Raw genomic sequence first — 16499 nt, 5'->3', positions numbered from 1 at the left:
CGGTCCGCGACGCCGGGGGAGAGGTGATGCCAGCCTCCCCGCGAGAGGCTGGCCTGCGCCGTTGCCGATGCCTCGTGAGAGGCGCACAGTCGGGAGAACGCTCTTCGATCCGGAGGTCCCCCGATGGCGCAGCAGATGCATCCCCCCACGCCGATGGCCGGCTACGGCGCCGACCGCCCAGGCGCCGAGATCGCACGCGAGATGACGGAGCTCTGGTGGCTCTCCCTCGTGACCGGGGTCGCGTGGATCATCGGCGCGCTCGTCATCCTCCAGTTCGACACCGCCTCGGTGACGACGGTCGGCGTGATCGTGGGGATCATGTTCACGTTCGCCGGTATCCAGACGCTCGTGCTCTCCGCGCTCGCCGAGTCGGGGCGCTGGCTGCTCGCGATCGTCGGCGTCCTCTTCCTCGTCGCCGGCGGCGTCGCCTTCGTCAACCCCAAGGAGACGTTCGCCGGCATCGCCGACATCCTCGGGTTCCTCTTCCTCCTCGTCGGCGTGTGGTGGACGATCCAGGCGTTCGTCGAGCGGGCGGACAACCCGGTGTGGTGGCTCGGGCTCATCGGCGGCGCGCTCATGATCGTCATGGCGTTCTGGACGAGCGGGCAGTTCTTCATCGAGAAGGCCTACACGCTGCTCGTCTTCGCGGGCATCTGGGCGCTCATGCAGGGCTTCCAGGACATCGTGCGCGCCTTCGCCGTGCGCAGTCTGCGGGAGCGCCTGTAGAGCCGGACCGAGCGGCGCCGACCGCGGAGACCGCCGTGCCTGGTCTCGTCACGATCGTCGATCCGCTCGGCGTCTGGCGGCGCGCCGCGCGGGCCGGCGGCCGGCTGGCGGACCGGGGCATGCGCGCGGCCGTCGAGGGTGGCGCGGTCGACGCGGTGGTCGACGCCGCGATCCGGGCGGGCCTGTTCGAGCGCATCGCCGACGAGGTCCTCGCGCGCGGCGTCGTCGACCGCGTCGCCGAGCGCGTCCTCGCCGGGCCGGAGATCGACCGCGTCCTCGAGGGAGACGCGACCGAGCGTCTCGTCGTCCGCGTCCTCGAGAGCCGTCTCCTCGACGTCGCGGTCGAGCGCATCCTGGTGACCGACGAGCTGTGGAGGCTCGTCGACGAGATCGCGCGCAGCCCGTCCGTCACCGAGGCGATCACCCACCAGGGGGTCGGCTTCGCCGACCAGGTCGCCGAGGAGCTCGGCGCGCGGTCGCGACGGGTCGACGATCGCCTCGAGGGCGCCGCGCGGCGGCTCCTGCGTCGCCCGGTGCCGCCGACCGGGCCATGACGACGCTCGCCCCGACGTCCGCGGCGCCTCTCGCGTCGCGACGCTACGTCGGCCTCGTCACGCGCGCCCTCGCGTTCGGCATCGACGCCGCGGTCGTCAACGCCGTCGCCATGGTCGCGGCCTCGGTCGTCTCGCTCACGTTCTCGGTCGTCACCGTGCCCGAGAAGACGCAGACCGCCGCGATCGCCGCCGGCGGGGCGCTCTACCTCCTATGGGCGGCCGGGTACTTCGTCACCTTCTGGGCGACGACGGGGCAGACGCCGGGGAGCCGCGTCATGCGGATCCGCGTCGCGGCCGCCGATGGCGGTCGGCTGCCGCCACGTCGCGCGACCGTGCGGTTCGCCGGCCTCACGCTCGCCGCGCTGCCGCTGCTCCTCGGCTTCGCCCTCATCCTCGTCACGGCGCGGCGCCAGGGCCTGCACGATCTCCTCGCCCGGACGGTCGTCGTCGATGCCGAGGGCGCGCAGCCCGGCGCCGGCTGACGCGGGGCGCAGCGGGACGCATCCGCGGACCACCGTCCCGCCGGCGGGGGACGACCGCACGGCCAGGATGCCGCCGACCGCCTCGACGCGGTCGCGCATGTTGCGCAGCCCCGCCCCCGACGCCGCCCTCGCGACGTCGAAGCCGCCCCCGTCGTCGACGACCTCGAAGCGCAGAGCGTCGTCGACGCGCAGCCGGATCGTGATGCCGGTGGCGCCGCTCGCGTGCTTCGCGGCGTTCTGCACGGCTTCGAGGCAGGCGAAGTAGACGGCCGACTCGATCTCGGCGGGGAGCCGGACGGTGCGGTCCGACGTGACGCGGACGGGCACCGGGCCGTCACGCGTGGCGCCGCGGAGGGCGTCGGGAAGGCCGCGGCCGGCGAGGAGCGGCGGGTAGACGCCCTGGGCGATGCTCCTCACCTCGTCGAGCGCGCGGTCGACGTCCTCGCCGAGTCGACGGATCGCGCCGGTGGCTTCGGCCTCGCCCTGGCTCAGGAGGTCCTCGGCGAGCGACAGCCGCATGCGCAAGGCGATGAGCCGCTGCTGCGCGCCGTCGTGGAGGTCTCGCTCGATGCGCTGGCGCTCCGTGTCCGCCGCGGTCGCGATCCGGCGTCGCGAGTCCGCGAGATCGGCGAGCGACTCCTCGAGCCGGCGACGCAGCGTCGCTTCGCGCAGGGCGGCCTGGGTGAGCGAGGCGACCGCGTCGACGAGCTCGTCGTCGGCGTCGACGTCCGCGTCGAGGACGAGCGCCGCGGCCGGCCCCTCGCCGTCGTCGATCTCGCGCACGATGAACCCGACGGCGCGAAGCTCGGCGGTCGCGACGGTCGTGCCGTCCTGGCGCGTCCATCCGCCTCGTCCCTGCTCCTGGACGAGCACCTCGATGCCCTGGTCGCCGATGGAGGTCTGCAGCGCGATGCGCAGCTGCCTGGGCGTCATCGCGCTCTCGAGTCCCAGGCTGAGACCGGCGAGCGCCTGGCCGATGAGGAGCCGCCGGGCGAGCAGGCCGATCGAGAACGCCGCCGCGAGGGCCGGGAGCGAGAGCGCCCACCCGAGCCCGAGCGCCTCGGAGAGCGCCGCGTCGTCGGAGAAGCGCCGGACGAGGAGGAACGCGACGACGAACCCCGCGGCGACGAGGCTGACGATCGCGACCGGAGCGTGCGTCGCACGGCGGAGGAGTCCGCCGGGTCGGATGCGCCCGGCGAGCGACGCCGCGACGAACGCCAGGAGCACGATCGCGAGGAGCTCGCGCGCGGGCTCGAGGACCGCGCCCACGAACGCGGGCTCGGCCGCGAGGACCATGAACGCGTTCGGCGGGCAGTCGGCGTCGCAGCTCGCCCACGGGCTGGACGGCGGGTAGTGATCGGAGAAGATCGCGGAGGCGAGGAAGAGAAGGGCGAGGAGGGCGACGAGACCTCCGAAGAGCGTGCGCTCGCGGCCCGCGAGGCGGCCGGTCGGGAAGGCGAGGACCGTGTAGACGAAGAGCGGGAAGATCGACCACGCGATGACCCTGCCCGTGCTGTAGACGAGGCTGTCGCGGGATTCGGCGAGGACGGCGAGGGACCAGACGATCCCCACGACGACGATGAGGCGGCCGAAGCTCTCGTGGCGGCGGTGTCGCACGGCGAAGATCCCGGTGGCGATCGGCGCCGCGACGACGGCGACGTGGAGCGCGATCCGTCCCCCGGGATGCCCCGCGGCGCCGGACGTCGCGAGGACGAGCCCGGTGGCGAAGGCGGCGATCGCGAGCGCTGAGACGGCGAGCGTCGTCGTCGGCATCTCCTTCGTCCCGGAGCGCGCGACGCGTGGAGGCCGTGTCGTGCTGTCCCCGGCCGGCAGGGCGGGACGCGACATCGGCGTCATGCACACAGTGAACGGGTCGAGAGCGTCGGAGCGGGGGCGTTTCGTCCCCGGCGGAGGGGGGACGTTCGTCGCGCCTCCGACCGGGCGCCCCGGCTCAGCGCGAGGATCGCGCCGGCCGGCCGCCGTGCTCGCGCCAGAGATCGAGGAGGAGGTCGGGGCGCAGCCGCTCCTTCGCGACGACGTCCGCGGCACCGGCCTCGAGGCCGAGCTCGCGGAGGCCGCACACCTCGTGGCCGGAGACGAGCACGACGACGAGCCCGGGACGCTGCGCGGCGAGGCGGCGGGTCGCCTCGAGTCCGTCGATCCCGGGCATGCGGACGTCCATGAGGACGAGGTCGGGTGCGAGCCGCCCGGCGATCGTGAGCGCCTCGCCGCCGGACGCGGCCTCCCCGGCGAGACCGAAGCCGGGTGTCGAGGCGATGACCGCCGCCACCGTGTCCCGGAAGAGAGGCTGGTCGTCGACGACGAGGACCCGGATGTCGCTCACGGGGGTCCTCCGATGCGCCCGTCCGCGGGGGTCCGGGTGACTATCCTGTGCCGATGACGATCCGGGTCGTCGTCGCGGAGGACAGCCTCCTCGTCCGCGAGGGCATCTGCGAGCTGCTGCGCGACGCCGCGGACGTCGAGGTCGTCGCGGCGGTCGGCGACCTCCCCGGCCTCGAGCAGGCCGTCCGCGACGAGTCGCCGGACGTCGTCCTCACCGACATCCGGATGCCGCCCGACAAGACCGACGAGGGCATCCGCATCGCCGCCGAGCTGCGCGCGACCGCGCCCGAGGTCGGCGTCGTCGTCCTCAGCCAGCACGCCGACCCCGCGTTCGCGCTCGCGCTCCTCGAGCACGGGTCCGACCGGCGCGCCTACCTCCTCAAGGATCGCTTGGCGAACCGCGCCGAGCTGCTCGCCGCGATCAGGGCCGTCGCCGGCGGCGGCTCGATGATCGACCCGAAGATCGTCGAGGGGCTCGTCGCCTCGCGGCGACGCGCGGCCGCCTCGCCGCTCGACGACCTCACGCCGCGCGAGCGCGAGGTGCTCGCGGAGATCGCGCAGGGGAAGAGCAACGCCGCGATCGGCGCGTCGCTCTACCTCACGAAGCGCGCGGTCGAGAAGCACATCAACTCGATCTTCATGAAGCTCGGGCTCCACGACTCCGAGGACGTGAGCAAGCGCGTGAAGGCGGCGCTCATGATCCTCGCGGAGGATCGCGACGCGCCGGCCGGCCTGCATCGCGACCGCGGTCACGGCGCACCCTCCTAGGCCCGCTGCGCGACGCGGGGGGCGGTCCTCGCGCGCATCGGCGCCGCAGCCGCGCGGCGCGTCGTCCTGGAGGAGCGAGCGCCAGCCGCGCAGGAGGGAGTGGACAGCGGCGGCCCCGACGAGGGGCTCCGTCGGATCGGGGAGCGCCGGCGGCGCGAGGACGAAGGGGCGGGTCTGGAGGCCGCCGAGGCCGCCGTGGAACGAGATGAGCTCCTCGAAGGCGCACGCCTCGTCGAGCATCGGGTCGTAGAAGCTGCCCACGAGGATGTCGGGGCAGTTCGCGAAGCCGTCCGTCCGCTGCAGGTGGCGCTCGGCGCCCGGGGCGAACGGCGCGAGCGGATCCTCGCCGGTCACGAGGTCCTCGCCGAGGACGCGCGTCCCACGCGGGCCGAGGACGACCGCGCGGCCGTCGGCCCGGCGCACGAGCAGCCAGCCGATGTGCGGGTGGCTGCGCAGCGCGGGCACGAGATCGGGGTGGCGCTGCTCGATCTCCTCGAGCGTGAGCCGGTGCGGCGAGGCCATGAGGGAGATGAGCCCGAGGTTCCCGGACGCGAGGACGACGACCTCGTGGTCGCTGAGGTCGTCGGCCTCCGCTTCGCGCGCCCGACGCCCGCTCGCCTCGTGTGCCGCCGTGTCGAGCATCGCGTGCTGCTCGTCCCCGCCCGAGGAGGCGAGGACGTCCCCGCGGCGGAGCGAGCGGACGACGAGATCGTCGAGCCCGTAGCCGTGGCGCTGCCGGAACGTCGCTCCCTGCGTCTGCCCGTGATCGGAGAGGACGACGATCTCGTACGGACGCGGGGCGTGACGCCGCGCGCGCTCGATCCGCGCGAGCTGACGGTCGAGCTTGCGCAGCGCCTCCATCGTGTCCGCACGCTGGAGCCCCGAGTGGTGGGCGACCTCGTCGTAGCTCGCGAAGGTCGCGTACACGGCGGGTCGTCCGTGCATCATGTCGGTGAGCACGCCGAAGACGACGAGATCGCGCACGAAGACGCAGAGCGCCCCGCGCATGAGCGGGTAGACGCCGCCGCGGTGCCCGCGCGGGCGCACGTCGCGCCTGCGGGCCCGCTCCGCGGCGACGACCTCGAGCACGATCTCGAACGCGAAGAGCACGAGGATGCGCGTGACGTTGAACCCGTTCGCGAGGAAGGCGCGGTAGCCGGGGTTCGCTCCGCGCTCGGCGTCCGTCCGGCTCGCGGTGAGGATCGTCTCGTCGGCCTCACCGGAGAGGAGGTTCCCGCGGCTCGTGCCGCCGTCGGCCAGCAGCCCCTCGCCGCGCGAGTGACGGCGCTCGAGCTCCGCGCAGTCCGAGGGCGACGAGCACGCCATCAGCCGCCCCGTCTCCTTCTCCACCCAGCGGAACGCCGGGATGTCGTCGTTGGAGCCCAGCAGGATGCCGGCCTGGCTCGCGCCGGTCTGCGAGGAGAGGTCGGTCTCCCACTCGAGGAGGCGGTACCCCTCGTCGGCGACCCACCGCGCCATCGTGGGTGCGCTGCCGTCGCGCATCGCGTCGCGGAGGACCGGGAGGGCGAGGCCGTCGATCTCGAGATAGAGGATGCCGGGGACGTCGCTGCGGGCTCCGCCGCCCTGCCGGCGTGCGACGCGGCGCGTGACGCGCAGGGCGTAGGTGTCGTCGTCGTCGGTGCCGAGCACCGCGTGCAGCGCGAGGCTCGCGGCGGCCATGATGAGCGCGGCGTTCAGCGCGGCGACGAGCCCGTCGACCCGGAGGTCCCGCGGCACGATCTCGGCGACGGCGAGGAGCATGAGCGCGTCCGCGAGGAGCACGAGGAGGAAGCCGAGGAGCAGCGTGAACGGGAGTCGCAGGGCGGCGACGACGGGGGGGAGGACCGCGTTGAGAACGGCGACGGCGGCGGCAGCGGCGAAGGCGGCACCGGTCTGCTCGAGCTCCACGCCCGCGAGCAGGCCGGCGGCGACCGCGAGGGAGGCGGCCGCGACGACCCAAGCGACGAGCGCGCGGCCGGGCCGGAGCCGCGGCGTCGTCGGCTCCCACGTGACGGGCTCGCCGTACGGGCGGGTGGACATGGCGGCACGTTCTCGCCGCACCCGTCGCCGCGCATCACCCTGTTCGGGCGATGCGGCGGGCACGACGGGACGGGAGCGTGCCCGCCATGAGCGCAACTCCGTCACTCCCGCGTGGTCGGCGCTGGGTCGTCCGCGCGGTCCTCGTCCTCGCGACCCTCGCCGCCATCGCGTCGATCGTCGCGGTCTGGGCGAACCGGCAGGTGCTGGACGCCGACAACTGGGCCGACACGAGCAGCGAGCTGCTCGAGGACCCCGCGGTCCGCGGCCAGATCTCGGTGTTCCTCGTCGACCAGCTCTACGCGAACGTCGACGTGACGGGCGAGCTCGCCGACGCGCTTCCGGAACGTCTCGACCCGCTCGCCGGACCCGCGGCGAACGCTCTGCGCAACGTCGCGGAGGACCGGACGAGCGCGCTCCTCGGGCGCCCGCGCGTGCAAGAGCTGTGGGAGGCGGCGAACCGGGTCAGCGCGCAGCAGTTCATCGACATCGCCGAGGGGGACTCCCGGGCCGTCGCGCTGAGCGGCGACGCCGTCGTGCTCGACCTCCGCGTCACCCTGACGGACCTCGTCCGCCGCCTCGGCGGCTCCGGGCGGCTCGTCGAGCGGGTGCCCGAGGACGCCGGGCGGATCACGGTCATGCAGTCCGACGAGGTCGAGACGGTGCAGAACGGCGTCGTCGCCCTGCGTGGTCTGTCGGTCGTCCTCCCGCTCGGCGCGATCGCGCTCTTCGCCCTCGCCGTCGTCCTCGCCCCCGGGCGGCGCCGCGAGACGCTCATGCGCGCGGGCGGCGGGCTCGTCCTCGCCGGGGTCGCCGTCCTCGTCGCCCGGTCGCTCGCGGGCGACGGCGTCGTCGACGCGCTCGCCGCGAGCGCGAGCGTCGTCCCGGCCGCCGAGGCCGTCTGGGGGATCGGGACGGGGATGCTCCGAGACATCGCCGGCGCGTCGATCGTCATGGGCCTCCCCGTCATCGCCGCCGCCTGGGTGGCGGGCCCGTCGCGACCCGCGACCGCGGTGCGCCGCGCCTCGGCGCCGTGGCTGCGCGACCGGCCGGACGTCGCGTACGGCGGCCTCGCGGCCGTGCTCGCGCTCGTCGTGCTCTGGGAGCCGATCCCGGCGACGCGCATGGTCCTGCCCGTCCTCCTCATGACCGCCCTCGCGGTCGCCGGCCTGGCGGTGCTCCGGCGTCAGGTGGCGCAGGAGCACCCCGCGCGCACGGCGGACGACGTCACGTCGTCCCTTCGCGTCGCCCTCGGCCGTGCGGCGCGCGCCGTGCGACCGGCGGCGACGGCTGCGCCCACGGCGACGGCCGCTCCGCCGCCCGTCGTCCCCGCCATGCCCACCGACGCCGCGGCATCACGGCCGACGCGCGTCGAGCAGCTCGAGCGGCTCGCCGCGCTCCACGACCACGGCGTCCTCACCGACGAGGAGTTCCTCATGGAGAAGCGGCGCATCACCGGGCCGGCGGTCGCACGATGAGGACGGGGCGAGGATCCTGGTCGCCGGCGCAGCTCGGCGATGCCGACGAGACGGCGCTCGCGCCGGTCGAGTGCGGCTGACCGCGACCGCGGTGGCCGGGGAACACGCCCCTGCCGGGTCGTGCCTGCTTCCCCGTGGTGACGGGTGGGCGCCCTTGCCGCTCGGCGGCGGGCCGAGCACGCTCGCAGGGCGATGCCCTCCGCACAGCGCGCACCCGGTCCCGCCACCTCCCGGAGCCGCCGGACCGGAGCCGCGGCCACCGTCGCCGTGGCGCCGGACGCCCCCCGCGCCGCGCCGGCGCCGGGGCTCGTGCCGCGGCCCCGGCTCGTCGGCCCGCTCGTCGCGCAGGCGCGGCCCGTCGCCGTCATCGTCGCGCCCGCCGGCTACGGGAAGACGACCCTCCTCGCCGAGTGGGAGGCGGCCGACCGGCGGCCCTTCGCCCTCGTGTCCGCTGCGACGCTCGACGACGACCCGCACCGCCTCGCCCAGGCGATCTCGGCCGCCCTGACGGCGGACGGCCCCCGTCCCCTCCGCCGGGCGCGTGCGGCGACGATCGAGGATCTCCTCCCGGTGCTCGCTCACCTGCCGCCGACCGTCATCGCGCTCGACGACGTCGAGTCGCTGCGAGGCGCCGGAGCCCACGAGGCTCTCTCCCGGCTCGCGGCCGTCCTCGCTCCCGGGTGCACGCTCGCCCTCGCAGGCCGCTGCGACCCGCGCCTCCCGCTCGGCCGGCTGCGCGCCCACGGCGATCTCGAGGAGGTGCGCGCCGACCGTCTCGCGATGACCCCCGCGGAGACGGAGGAGATGTGGCGTCGTGCCGGGGCGGGAGGTGGCCGCGACGCCGCGGCGCGCGCCTTCGAGGACACGCGGGGGTGGCCCGCGATGCTCCTTCTCGCAGTGCGCGCCGTCGCGGAGGACGGCGCCGCGGGCCTCGCCGCGTTCGGCGCCGGCGACGCCGCGGTGCGGGAGTACCTCGACGAGGAGGTCCTCGGCTCGCTCGCCACGCGCGACCGCGAGCTGCTGCGACGCGCGGCCGTCCTCGACCGCGTGAGCGGTCGCGCCTGCGACGTGGCGCTCGGCACGCAGGGGTCGGCGCTCGCGCTCCGCCGCATCACGCGGGCGAGCATCCCGCTCACGCCCGTGGACCGCGGCGGCCTGGAGCACGTCCTGCACCCGCTCCTGCGCACGCACCTGCGGGCCGAGCTCGGCCTTCTCGAGCCGGCGGTCGAGCGCGGCGCTCACGCCCGTCTGAGCGCGTGGCACGAGGAGCAGGGCGAGCTCCCTCGCGCGGTCGATCACGCCGTCGCTGCCCGCGACGCCGCTCGCGTCGGCGATCTGCTGGACGACCTCGCCGTCGCGCTCGTCAGCGCCGGTCGCGTCGAGCGGCTCGACGCGTGGCTGCGGGCGGTCGGGGACGAGGGCGTCGCGGCTCATCCGCCGCTCGCCGCGGCCATGGCGCTCGCGCGCCTGCTCGGCGGCGAGCGCGAGGCGTCCGAGCAGTGGGCCGCGGTCGCGGCGACTCCTCGCGGCGCCGCGGTCTCCACGGACCTCGTCCCGCTGCTCGTCCGCGCGATGAGCGCGCGCGGGGGCGCGGCGCAGATGGTCGCGGACGCTCGCCGCGCCGCAGATCTCGTGCCCCCGCACGGTCCCTGGCACGCCCTCGCCTGCTTCGTCGAAGGCGCCGGCCACGCGCTCGCCGGCCGCCGCGACGACGCGGCCGCTCGGCTCGACGCCGGTGCCCGCAGCGCGGTCGTGGACGCGCCGCTCGTGCGCGCGCTGTGCCTCGCCTTCCTCGCCTTCCTCGAGCTGGACGGCAACGACGTCGCGCACGCCGCGGACCTCGCCGCGCGCGCCCGCTCGGCCGCTGGGAGCGGGAGCGTCTCCGCCCTGCCGGTCGCGGCGCTCGTCCACGCCGTGACGGCGCTCGTCGCGGCTCGCGACGGCCGGCACGACACGGCGCGCATCGAGCTCGGCACGGCGAGCGCGCGGCTCGCGGCGCTGCCCGACGCCCCGCCCTGGTACGGCGCGGTCGTCCGCATCGTCCTCGCGCGGACGCACCTGCGGCTCAGTGACGGCCGCGAGGCCCGCCGGCTGCTCAGCGACGCCGCGCGGCTGCGTCGGCAGGTCGGCGGCGCCGCGGCCCTTCAGGGATGGCTCGACGACGGGTGGGGCCTCGCCGACGCCTACGCGGCGGGCCCGGTGGCATGCCCGACGACGCTCACGCTCGCCGAGCTGAGGGTGCTGCGCCTCCTTCCGAGCCACCTCACGCTCCGCGAGATCGCCGAGCGCCTCCACGTGTCCGCGAACACGGTGAAGACCCAGGCGCACGCGGTCTACCGCAAGCTCGACGCGACCTCGCGCTCCGAGGCGGTCGAGCACGCGGCCGCGATCGGGCTCATCGGCGCGTGACATCACCCGACCCGGGTGATGACCCGACGGCCCCCGGCGAGGACCCTCAGGTCATGAGCAATCTCATCGCAGTCTCCTACCCCGACGAGAGCACCGCGCGGGACGTCGCCACCACCCTCCAGCAGCTCCAGACGGAGCGCGTCATCCAGATGGAGGACATGGTCATCGCCATCCGCGACGACAAGGGCCGGATCAAGCTCCGCCAGACGACGAGCCCGGCTGGAGCCGGGGCCGCCGGCGGCGCGCTCTGGGGTGGCCTCATCGGTCTCCTCTTCCTCGTCCCGCTCCTCGGCATGGCCGTCGGCGCCGCCGCCGGCGCGGCGGGCGGGGCGCTCGCCGACTACGGCATCGACGATCGGTTCATGAAGGACCTCGGCGAGCAGCTCGAGCCTGGCGGAGCGGTGCTGTTCGTGCTCGTCCGCCAGTCGACGCCCGACAAGGTGATCCCGCGCATCTCCGAGTTCGGCGGCAAGGTCATCCACACCTCGCTCGACGACGAGAGCGAGTCGGCCCTCCAGGAGGCGCTCGAGACGGGCGCCGCGACCCCGTCGGCCTAGGCCTCCGCGATGCGGCGGATGATGCCCTCCGCCGGGTGGCGGATCGTCGCCGCCGCGCTGACGGCGGTCGTCGCGCTCGGCGCGGCGACCGCGGTCGGCCTCCCCGTCCTGCGGTTCGCGGTGGCCGTCGCCGCGCCGGCGATCGCGATCGTCTTCCTGCTGTGGGCGATCGCGGATGTGGACGAGGACCCGGTCGAGACGTCGGACGAGATCGACTGGGATCTCTTCATGGAGCAGCTGGAGCAGTGGTCAGCGGTCCGGAGATGGCGCGCCTGACGTGGCTCGGCCACTCGACGGCGCTCATCGAGATGGGGGACGCGCGCGTGCTCACCGACCCTCTCTTGCGGGCGCGCATCGGTCACATCCGACGGAGCGACCCGTGCCCCGTCGCTCCGGACCGCGTCGACCTCGTGCTCCTCTCGCACGCCCATCACGATCATCTCGACGCCCCGAGCCTGCGGATGCTGCCGTCCGGCGCCACGCTCGTCGTCCCCCGAGGAGCGGGGCGACTGCGGGCTCTGCGATCCCTCCCGCACGAGGTGCGCGAGGTCGACGTCGGGGAGCGCGTCGAAGTCGGCGGCGTGGGGGTGCGAGCCGTCCCCGCGGTCCACGACGGCCGGCGGCTGCCGCTCATGCGGTCCTCCGGTGCGCTCGGCTTCGTCGTCGAGGGCGAGCGGCGCGTCTACTTCGCCGGCGACACCGAGGTCTTCGACGGCATGCGCGCCATCGGGGAGGGACTCGACCTCGCGCTGCTGCCCGTGTCGGGCTGGGGGCCGACGCTGGGGCCCGGTCACATGGATCCCGCGGCCGCCGCGCGCGCCGCCGCGCTCCTGACCCCGCGGCTCGCCGTCCCGATCCACTGGGGGACGTTCGCGCGCATCGCGATGTCGCGGCGTCACGGCGAGCGTCTGCGCTCCGCGGGCGAGGAGTTCGCGCGTGAGGTCGCGCAGCGGGCACCGGACGTCCGCGTCCGCGTCCTGGCGGCGGGGGAGACGACGGAGATCGACTGATGCCGACGCTCTCCGATCAGCGCGAGCGGCTCGCGCGACTCGAGGCGCAGCTGCGCAGCACCCCCGCGTCGCGACCCGCGCTCGCGGCGTTCGACCGCGACCGGCGGCTCGGCGGCAACCTGCTCGCCGCCGCCCTCGCGTTCCGGCTGTTCGCGGTCATGCTGCCCGCGGCGCTGCTCGTCGCCGCGCTCCTCGGCTACGCGGCCACCGTCGACCCGGACGCGCCCGAGCAGGCCGGCGACGCCGTCGGGATCAGCGAGGCGACGCTGAGCTCGATCGCCCAGTCGTCGAAGCTCGAGGCCGACACGCGCTGGCTCGTCATCGGAACCGCCGCGGTGATGGTGCTCTACACGGCGATGAAGGCGGCGCGCGCCGTCCACGCCGCGCACAGCCTCGCCTGGACCGGCGGGGTCGAGCGGATGCGCCAGCCGCTCCAGTCGGGGTTGCTGCTGGTCGCGGCGCTCATCGGCCTCGCGGCCACGTGGGCGCTCGTCGGCCGGACCCGGGTCGAGCTCGGCGGCGGAGGCACGATCACCGCGGTGCTCGCCGCCGTCCCGTTCTTCGCGATCTGGCTCGGCGTGTCCCTGCGGCTCCCGCACGGCGACGCCCCGTGGACGGCGCTGCTGCCCGGAGCCGCGCTCGTCGCCGGCGGCCTCGAGCTCGTCCACCTCGGCACGGTCTTCTTCGTGAGCCACCAGGTCGAGCGCGCGTCGTCGACGTACGGCCCGCTCGGCGTCGCCTTCACGATCCTCATCTGGCTCTTCGTCATCAGCCGCGTGATGGTCGGCTCGGCCATGTTCAACGCGGCGCTGTGGCAGCGGCGCGGCCCCGGCAGATGAGCGCGGCGTCAGTCGTCGCCGCTCTCGTCCTCGCGCTCCTCCGACTCGCTGTCGTCCTCCTCGCCGCCGCGTCCTCGTCCCCGGCCGCGCCCGCTGTCGTCGTCGCTCGTCGTGGGAGTGGATGTCGTGGTCGGAGCGGATGTCGCCGTCGTCGCGGGCGGCGTGGTCGGCGCGCGAGACGTCGTCGACGGGGTCGTGTCGGCCGGTGCGAGGTCCTCGAGCGTCGCGACGCCGCGAAGGCCGATCTCGGGACTCGCGATCCTCGTCGTCAGGACCGTCACCGCGGCCGCGAACGCGATGGCGGCGACGACGAGCCCCACGACGACGAGGACCTGGCGCAGACGGGGATCTCGGGGCGGCGCGTTCATCGGGGGAAGGTGAGGGTCGCACGGGCGCCGCCGTCCGGACGCCGCCTCGCCAGCGCGGCGGTCCCGCCCCAGCGGCCCGCGAGCTCGCGGACGATGGACAGCCCGAGCCCGGTGCCCCGGGGCCGGCCTGCGGCCGCCGAGCCCCGGCGGAACCGCTCGAAGACCGCCTCCTCCTCCCCGGGAGCGGGCCCGGGGCCGTCGTCGAGGACGTCGACGGCGTGCGGACGGACCACGATCGTCAGGGCGGCCTCCTCGCCCCCGTAGGCGAGGGCGTTCTCGACGAGCGCATCGATGGCCCGCGCGACGTCCGGGGCCGGAGCGACGACGGGAAGCGGCTCCTCGCCGGCGGGTTCCTCGGCGAGGAGCGTCCCGCCGGCCTCCTCGACGACCGCCGTCCAGCGGTCGACGGTCTCGGCGAGGACGACGCGGAGGTCGAGCTGCTCGGCGGGCGCGTCGTGCTCTCCCGCCTGCGAGAGCACGAGCAGCTCGTCGACGATCCTCGAGAGCCGGTCGAGCTCGGCGGTCGCAGCCGCGGCCTCCTCCGCGGCGGCGTCCGGATCACGTGTGCGCCCGATCTCCTCCAGCCGCAGGCGCATCCCCGTGAGGGGCGTGCGCAGCTGATGGGACGCGTCCGCGACGAACGCCCGCTGGGCGTCGACGATCCGGCCGAGCCGCACCGCCATGTCGTTGAACGTCTCGGCGACGCGCCGCTGCTCCGACGCGCCCTCGACCGGCGCTCGCGCGGCGAGGTCTCCGGTCGCGAGCCGCTCCGCGGCGGCCTGGAGCCGGCGGGTCGGGCGCGCGAGCTGCGCCGCGAGCACTCCGGCGAGGAGCAGGCCCGCCAGGAGGACGACGCTGCTCACGGCCGCGATGCCCGTCGTCGCACGTCGCGTCGCGTCGGCCACGGCGTCCTGGGCCTGCGTGATGCGCACGGCGCCGGAGGGTCGCCCGTCGTCCACGACGGGAACAGCGGTCGTGAGGAGCTCCTCGTCGAGCGTCGCGCTGTAGCGCTCCTCCTGCACGCGCTCGCCCGTGATCGCTCGGGCGACCTCCGGCCGCCCGAGGAACGGCGTCCCGATCTCGGCGGCCCCGGCGCTGTCGGCGACGACGCGCCCGTCGGCGTCGACGACGACCACGCGGCCTTGGGCACGCTCGGCGCCGGTGCGGACGAGCTCGTCGAGGGCGGCTGGCTCGAGGGCGGGGACGCTCGCCGCCAGGAGCGAGGCCTGCGCGCTCGCCTGCTCCCGGACCTCGGCCTCGACGCGGTCGTGGAGGTTCGTCGTGAGGGGGACGGCGAGGGCGATGATCGCGACGACGAGCGGGTAGGAGATCGCGAGGAGGACGCGGGCGCGGAAGCTCATGTCGGCGGCGGGTCGAGCCGGTAGCCGACGCCTCGCAGCGTCGTGATCGCCGGAGCGCCCTCCGGGAGCTTGCGTCGCAGTGCGGCGACGTGGACGTCGAGCGTCTTCCCGGTCCCGAACCAGCCGCTGCCCCAGACCTCGTCGAAGAGCGCCTCGCGCTCGCACACGGTCCCGGCCCGTCGGGCGAGGGCGTGGAGGAGATCGAACTCCCGCCGGGTGAGCTCGACCGGCGCGCCGTCGACCGTCGCGGTCCGGGCGCCCGGGTCGAGGAGGAGGGAGCCGACGCTCACCGGCTCCGCGGTCGGCCGCGCACCGCCCGAGGTCCGGCGCAGCACCGCCCGGATCCTCGCGACGAGCTCGTCGCTCGAGAAGGGCTTCACGACGTAGTCGTCCGCGCCGATCTCGAGCCCGACGATGCGGTCGACCTCGGCGCCGCGCGCCGTGAGCATGATCACGGGGGTCTCGGCGGTCCGGCGGAGATGCCGGCAGACGTCGCGACCGTCGCCGTCGGGGAGGCCGAGGTCGAGGAGGACGAGATCGAAGGCGTCGCGGTCGAGCAGCGCGGTCGCCTCGCGGACGCTGCACGCGCTCGCCGTCTCGTAGCCCGCGCGCTCGAGCGCCCGCAGGAGCGGTTGGAGGATCGAGGCCTCGTCCTCGACGACGAGGAGGCGCGGGGCACCGGGCACGACGTCAGTCATACCGGGTCGGCGAGGGCCTTACCCGCAGCTCACCTTCGGCTCTCCCGGCCCTCACCGGCATGGGGCGACCATCCGGTCCATGCTCACCCGACCGAAGATCATCGCGACGGCGACGACCGTCGCCGCACTCGGCGGCCTCGGCGCCGTCGCGCTCAGCTCCCAGCCCGCTCCGTCGCCGACTCCGGTGGAGCCGGCCGCTGCGATCACGACGGCCGCCCCCGAGCCGGAGGTCGAGGTCCGCACCGAGACGATCGAGAGGACCGAGCACGTGACGGCGCCCGCGCCGACGACGGCCGCCTCCGCGCCGGCCGGCTCCTCGCCCCGGCCCGCCGCCGCAGCGGCCGCCGTGCCCGTGACGCGCAGCGCCGCCCCCGCCGCCCCCGCGTCGGCTCCTGCACCGGTCGCGGTCCGCTCGGACGACCACGGCGAGGACGACCACGAGGACGACGACGATCGCTGGGAGGCCGACGACGACCACGACGACGACCACGACGAGGACGAGTACGAGGACGAGGACGGCGATGACTGAGCCGCGCCCACCGATCCGGTGGCGGCCGAACGGCCGCGGCACGGTCGCGGGCACGCTCGCACTCACCGCCGCGTTCGGCGGCCTCCTCGCCGCCCAGGCGGCGACGGGACGCGATCCCGCGCTCGCCCAGATTGCGGCGAAGGAGGCCGAGGCCCGCCAGCAGGCGGCGACGGCGGCCTCGGTGGTGGCGCCCGCGCCGAAGCAGGTCGTCGTCCGCAGGGTCATCGTCCGAAAGGTCGTCACCCGGCCCGCGGCCGCCGGGTCGCCTGCGCCCGCCGCGGCGACCCCGGCCGCGGCCGCGGCGGCGGCCCCCGTGCGCGCGTCGACGCCCGCCCCGGCG

15 protein-coding genes and 3 pseudogenes are annotated in these 16499 nt (G+C 75.5%); 11 read left to right on the top strand and 7 right to left on the bottom strand.

The features are described 5' to 3' along the window. The first annotated feature begins 123 nt into the window (after positions 1 to 123). Positions 124 to 726: an HdeD family acid-resistance protein gene (locus ACME2J_RS03410; protein WP_495543467.1), complete on the top strand. Its 603-nt coding sequence runs from the start codon at positions 124 to 126 to the stop codon at positions 724 to 726. Here ACME2J_RS03410 and ACME2J_RS03405 read toward each other — a convergent pair. Further along, positions 627 to 1154: a hypothetical protein gene (locus tag ACME2J_RS03405; protein WP_495543466.1), complete on the bottom strand. Its 528-nt coding sequence runs from the start codon at positions 1152 to 1154 to the stop codon at positions 627 to 629. The genes ACME2J_RS03410 and ACME2J_RS03405 overlap by 100 nt on opposite strands. 122 nt (positions 1155 to 1276) lie before the next feature. Between ACME2J_RS03405 and ACME2J_RS03400 the strand changes: the two genes are divergently transcribed. After that, positions 1277 to 1762 carry an RDD family protein gene (locus ACME2J_RS03400; protein WP_495543465.1) on the top strand — a complete coding sequence of 162 codons (486 nt, stop codon included), beginning with the start codon at positions 1277 to 1279 and terminating at the stop codon, positions 1760 to 1762. Between the two features lie 18 nt (positions 1763 to 1780). Here the strand turns inward: ACME2J_RS03400 and ACME2J_RS03395 are convergent. Both ACME2J_RS03395 and ACME2J_RS03390 read right to left on the bottom strand, forming a co-directional pair. Beyond that, positions 1781 to 2695 (bottom strand): annotated as a pseudogene (locus ACME2J_RS03395) (sensor histidine kinase); the annotation flags it as partial. 1018 nt (positions 2696 to 3713) lie between these two features. Further along, on the bottom strand, positions 3714 to 4106 hold the full coding sequence (locus ACME2J_RS03390; protein WP_495543464.1) for a response regulator: 393 nt from the start codon (positions 4104 to 4106) through the stop codon (positions 3714 to 3716). A gap of 53 nt (positions 4107 to 4159) precedes the next feature. Here ACME2J_RS03390 and ACME2J_RS03385 point away from each other — a divergent pair, with 53 nt between their 5' ends. Next, positions 4160 to 4873 carry a response regulator transcription factor gene (locus ACME2J_RS03385; protein WP_495543556.1) on the top strand — a complete coding sequence of 238 codons (714 nt, stop codon included), beginning with the start codon at positions 4160 to 4162 and terminating at the stop codon, positions 4871 to 4873. A gap of 579 nt (positions 4874 to 5452) precedes the next feature. Here the strand turns inward: ACME2J_RS03385 and ACME2J_RS03380 are convergent. After that, positions 5453 to 6913, bottom strand: a pseudogene (locus ACME2J_RS03380) (phage holin family protein); the annotation flags it as partial. Between the two features lie 86 nt (positions 6914 to 6999). Between ACME2J_RS03380 and ACME2J_RS03375 the strand changes: the two are divergent. From ACME2J_RS03375 to ACME2J_RS03350, 6 genes are all read left to right on the top strand, one after another. After that, entirely contained in the window at positions 7000 to 8388 is a 1389-nt protein-coding gene (locus ACME2J_RS03375; RefSeq protein WP_495543463.1) for an SHOCT domain-containing protein, read from the top strand. 267 nt (positions 8389 to 8655) lie between these two features. Continuing rightward, a complete protein-coding gene (locus ACME2J_RS03370; RefSeq protein ID WP_495543462.1) occupies positions 8656 to 10797 on the top strand; it encodes a winged helix-turn-helix domain-containing protein in 2142 nt (713 codons plus the stop codon). A 53-nt stretch (positions 10798 to 10850) separates the two neighbouring features. After that, a complete protein-coding gene (locus ACME2J_RS03365; protein WP_495543461.1) occupies positions 10851 to 11354 on the top strand; it encodes a DUF1269 domain-containing protein in 504 nt (167 codons plus the stop codon). Between the two features lie 21 nt (positions 11355 to 11375). Next, positions 11376 to 11630, top strand: coding sequence for a hypothetical protein (locus ACME2J_RS03360; RefSeq protein ID WP_495543460.1), 255 nt, complete (start codon positions 11376 to 11378; stop codon positions 11628 to 11630). Next, positions 11618 to 12364, top strand: a complete 747-nt coding sequence (locus tag ACME2J_RS03355; RefSeq protein WP_495543459.1) for an MBL fold metallo-hydrolase — start codon at positions 11618 to 11620, stop codon at positions 12362 to 12364. Before ACME2J_RS03360 ends, ACME2J_RS03355 begins: the two co-directional genes overlap by 13 nt. Next, positions 12364 to 13203, top strand: coding sequence for a YhjD/YihY/BrkB family envelope integrity protein (locus ACME2J_RS03350; protein ID WP_495543458.1), 840 nt, complete (start codon positions 12364 to 12366; stop codon positions 13201 to 13203). Before ACME2J_RS03355 ends, ACME2J_RS03350 begins: the two co-directional genes overlap by 1 nt. A gap of 8 nt (positions 13204 to 13211) precedes the next feature. Here ACME2J_RS03350 and ACME2J_RS03345 read toward each other — a convergent pair whose 3' ends face one another. The 3 genes from ACME2J_RS03345 to ACME2J_RS03335 are packed head-to-tail and all read right to left on the bottom strand — an operon-like array spanning position 13212 to position 15618. Continuing rightward, entirely contained in the window at positions 13212 to 13571 is a 360-nt protein-coding gene (locus tag ACME2J_RS03345) for a hypothetical protein (protein ID WP_495543457.1), read from the bottom strand. After that, positions 13568 to 14932 (bottom strand): sensor histidine kinase, encoded by a 1365-nt coding sequence (locus ACME2J_RS03340; protein ID WP_495543456.1) that lies wholly within the window; start codon positions 14930 to 14932, stop codon positions 13568 to 13570. Before ACME2J_RS03340 ends, ACME2J_RS03345 begins: the two co-directional genes overlap by 4 nt. Continuing rightward, the gene (locus tag ACME2J_RS03335; RefSeq protein ID WP_495543455.1) at positions 14929 to 15618 is read right to left on the bottom strand and encodes a response regulator transcription factor; all 690 of its coding nucleotides are present in this window, start codon (positions 15616 to 15618) and stop codon (positions 14929 to 14931) included. The genes ACME2J_RS03340 and ACME2J_RS03335 overlap by 4 nt, the downstream gene beginning before the upstream one ends. A 91-nt stretch (positions 15619 to 15709) precedes the next feature. Between ACME2J_RS03335 and ACME2J_RS03330 the strand changes: the two genes are divergently transcribed. Both ACME2J_RS03330 and ACME2J_RS03325 read left to right on the top strand, forming a co-directional pair. After that, positions 15710 to 16159: a hypothetical protein gene (locus ACME2J_RS03330; protein WP_495543454.1), complete on the top strand. Its 450-nt coding sequence runs from the start codon at positions 15710 to 15712 to the stop codon at positions 16157 to 16159. Further along, positions 16152 to 16499, top strand: a pseudogene (locus ACME2J_RS03325) (hypothetical protein); the annotation flags it as partial. The gene ACME2J_RS03330 and the pseudogene ACME2J_RS03325, both read left to right, overlap by 8 nt.

Source organism: Paraconexibacter sp. (genome assembly GCF_059438195.1).
The sequence above is the reverse complement of the archived record's forward strand: the minus strand, read 5'-3'. Positions and strand labels throughout refer to the sequence as shown.

Coding starts and splice junctions, on each gene's coding strand:
- ACME2J_RS03365 (WP_495543461.1), top strand. CDS start 10,851: ATGAGCAATCTCATCGCAGTCTCCTACCCCGACGAGAGCACCGCGCGG.
- ACME2J_RS03375 (WP_495543463.1), top strand. CDS start 7,000: ATGAGCGCAACTCCGTCACTCCCGCGTGGTCGGCGCTGGGTCGTCCGC.
- ACME2J_RS03410 (WP_495543467.1), top strand. CDS start 124: ATGGCGCAGCAGATGCATCCCCCCACGCCGATGGCCGGCTACGGCGCC.
- ACME2J_RS03360 (WP_495543460.1), top strand. CDS start 11,376: ATGCCCTCCGCCGGGTGGCGGATCGTCGCCGCCGCGCTGACGGCGGTC.
- ACME2J_RS03340 (WP_495543456.1), bottom strand. CDS start 14,932: ATGAGCTTCCGCGCCCGCGTCCTCCTCGCGATCTCCTACCCGCTCGTC.
- ACME2J_RS03355 (WP_495543459.1), top strand. CDS start 11,618: ATGGCGCGCCTGACGTGGCTCGGCCACTCGACGGCGCTCATCGAGATG.
- ACME2J_RS03330 (WP_495543454.1), top strand. CDS start 15,710: ATGCTCACCCGACCGAAGATCATCGCGACGGCGACGACCGTCGCCGCA.
- ACME2J_RS03345 (WP_495543457.1), bottom strand. CDS start 13,571: ATGAACGCGCCGCCCCGAGATCCCCGTCTGCGCCAGGTCCTCGTCGTC.
- ACME2J_RS03385 (WP_495543556.1), top strand. CDS start 4,160: ATGACGATCCGGGTCGTCGTCGCGGAGGACAGCCTCCTCGTCCGCGAG.
- ACME2J_RS03400 (WP_495543465.1), top strand. CDS start 1,277: ATGACGACGCTCGCCCCGACGTCCGCGGCGCCTCTCGCGTCGCGACGC.
- ACME2J_RS03350 (WP_495543458.1), top strand. CDS start 12,364: ATGCCGACGCTCTCCGATCAGCGCGAGCGGCTCGCGCGACTCGAGGCG.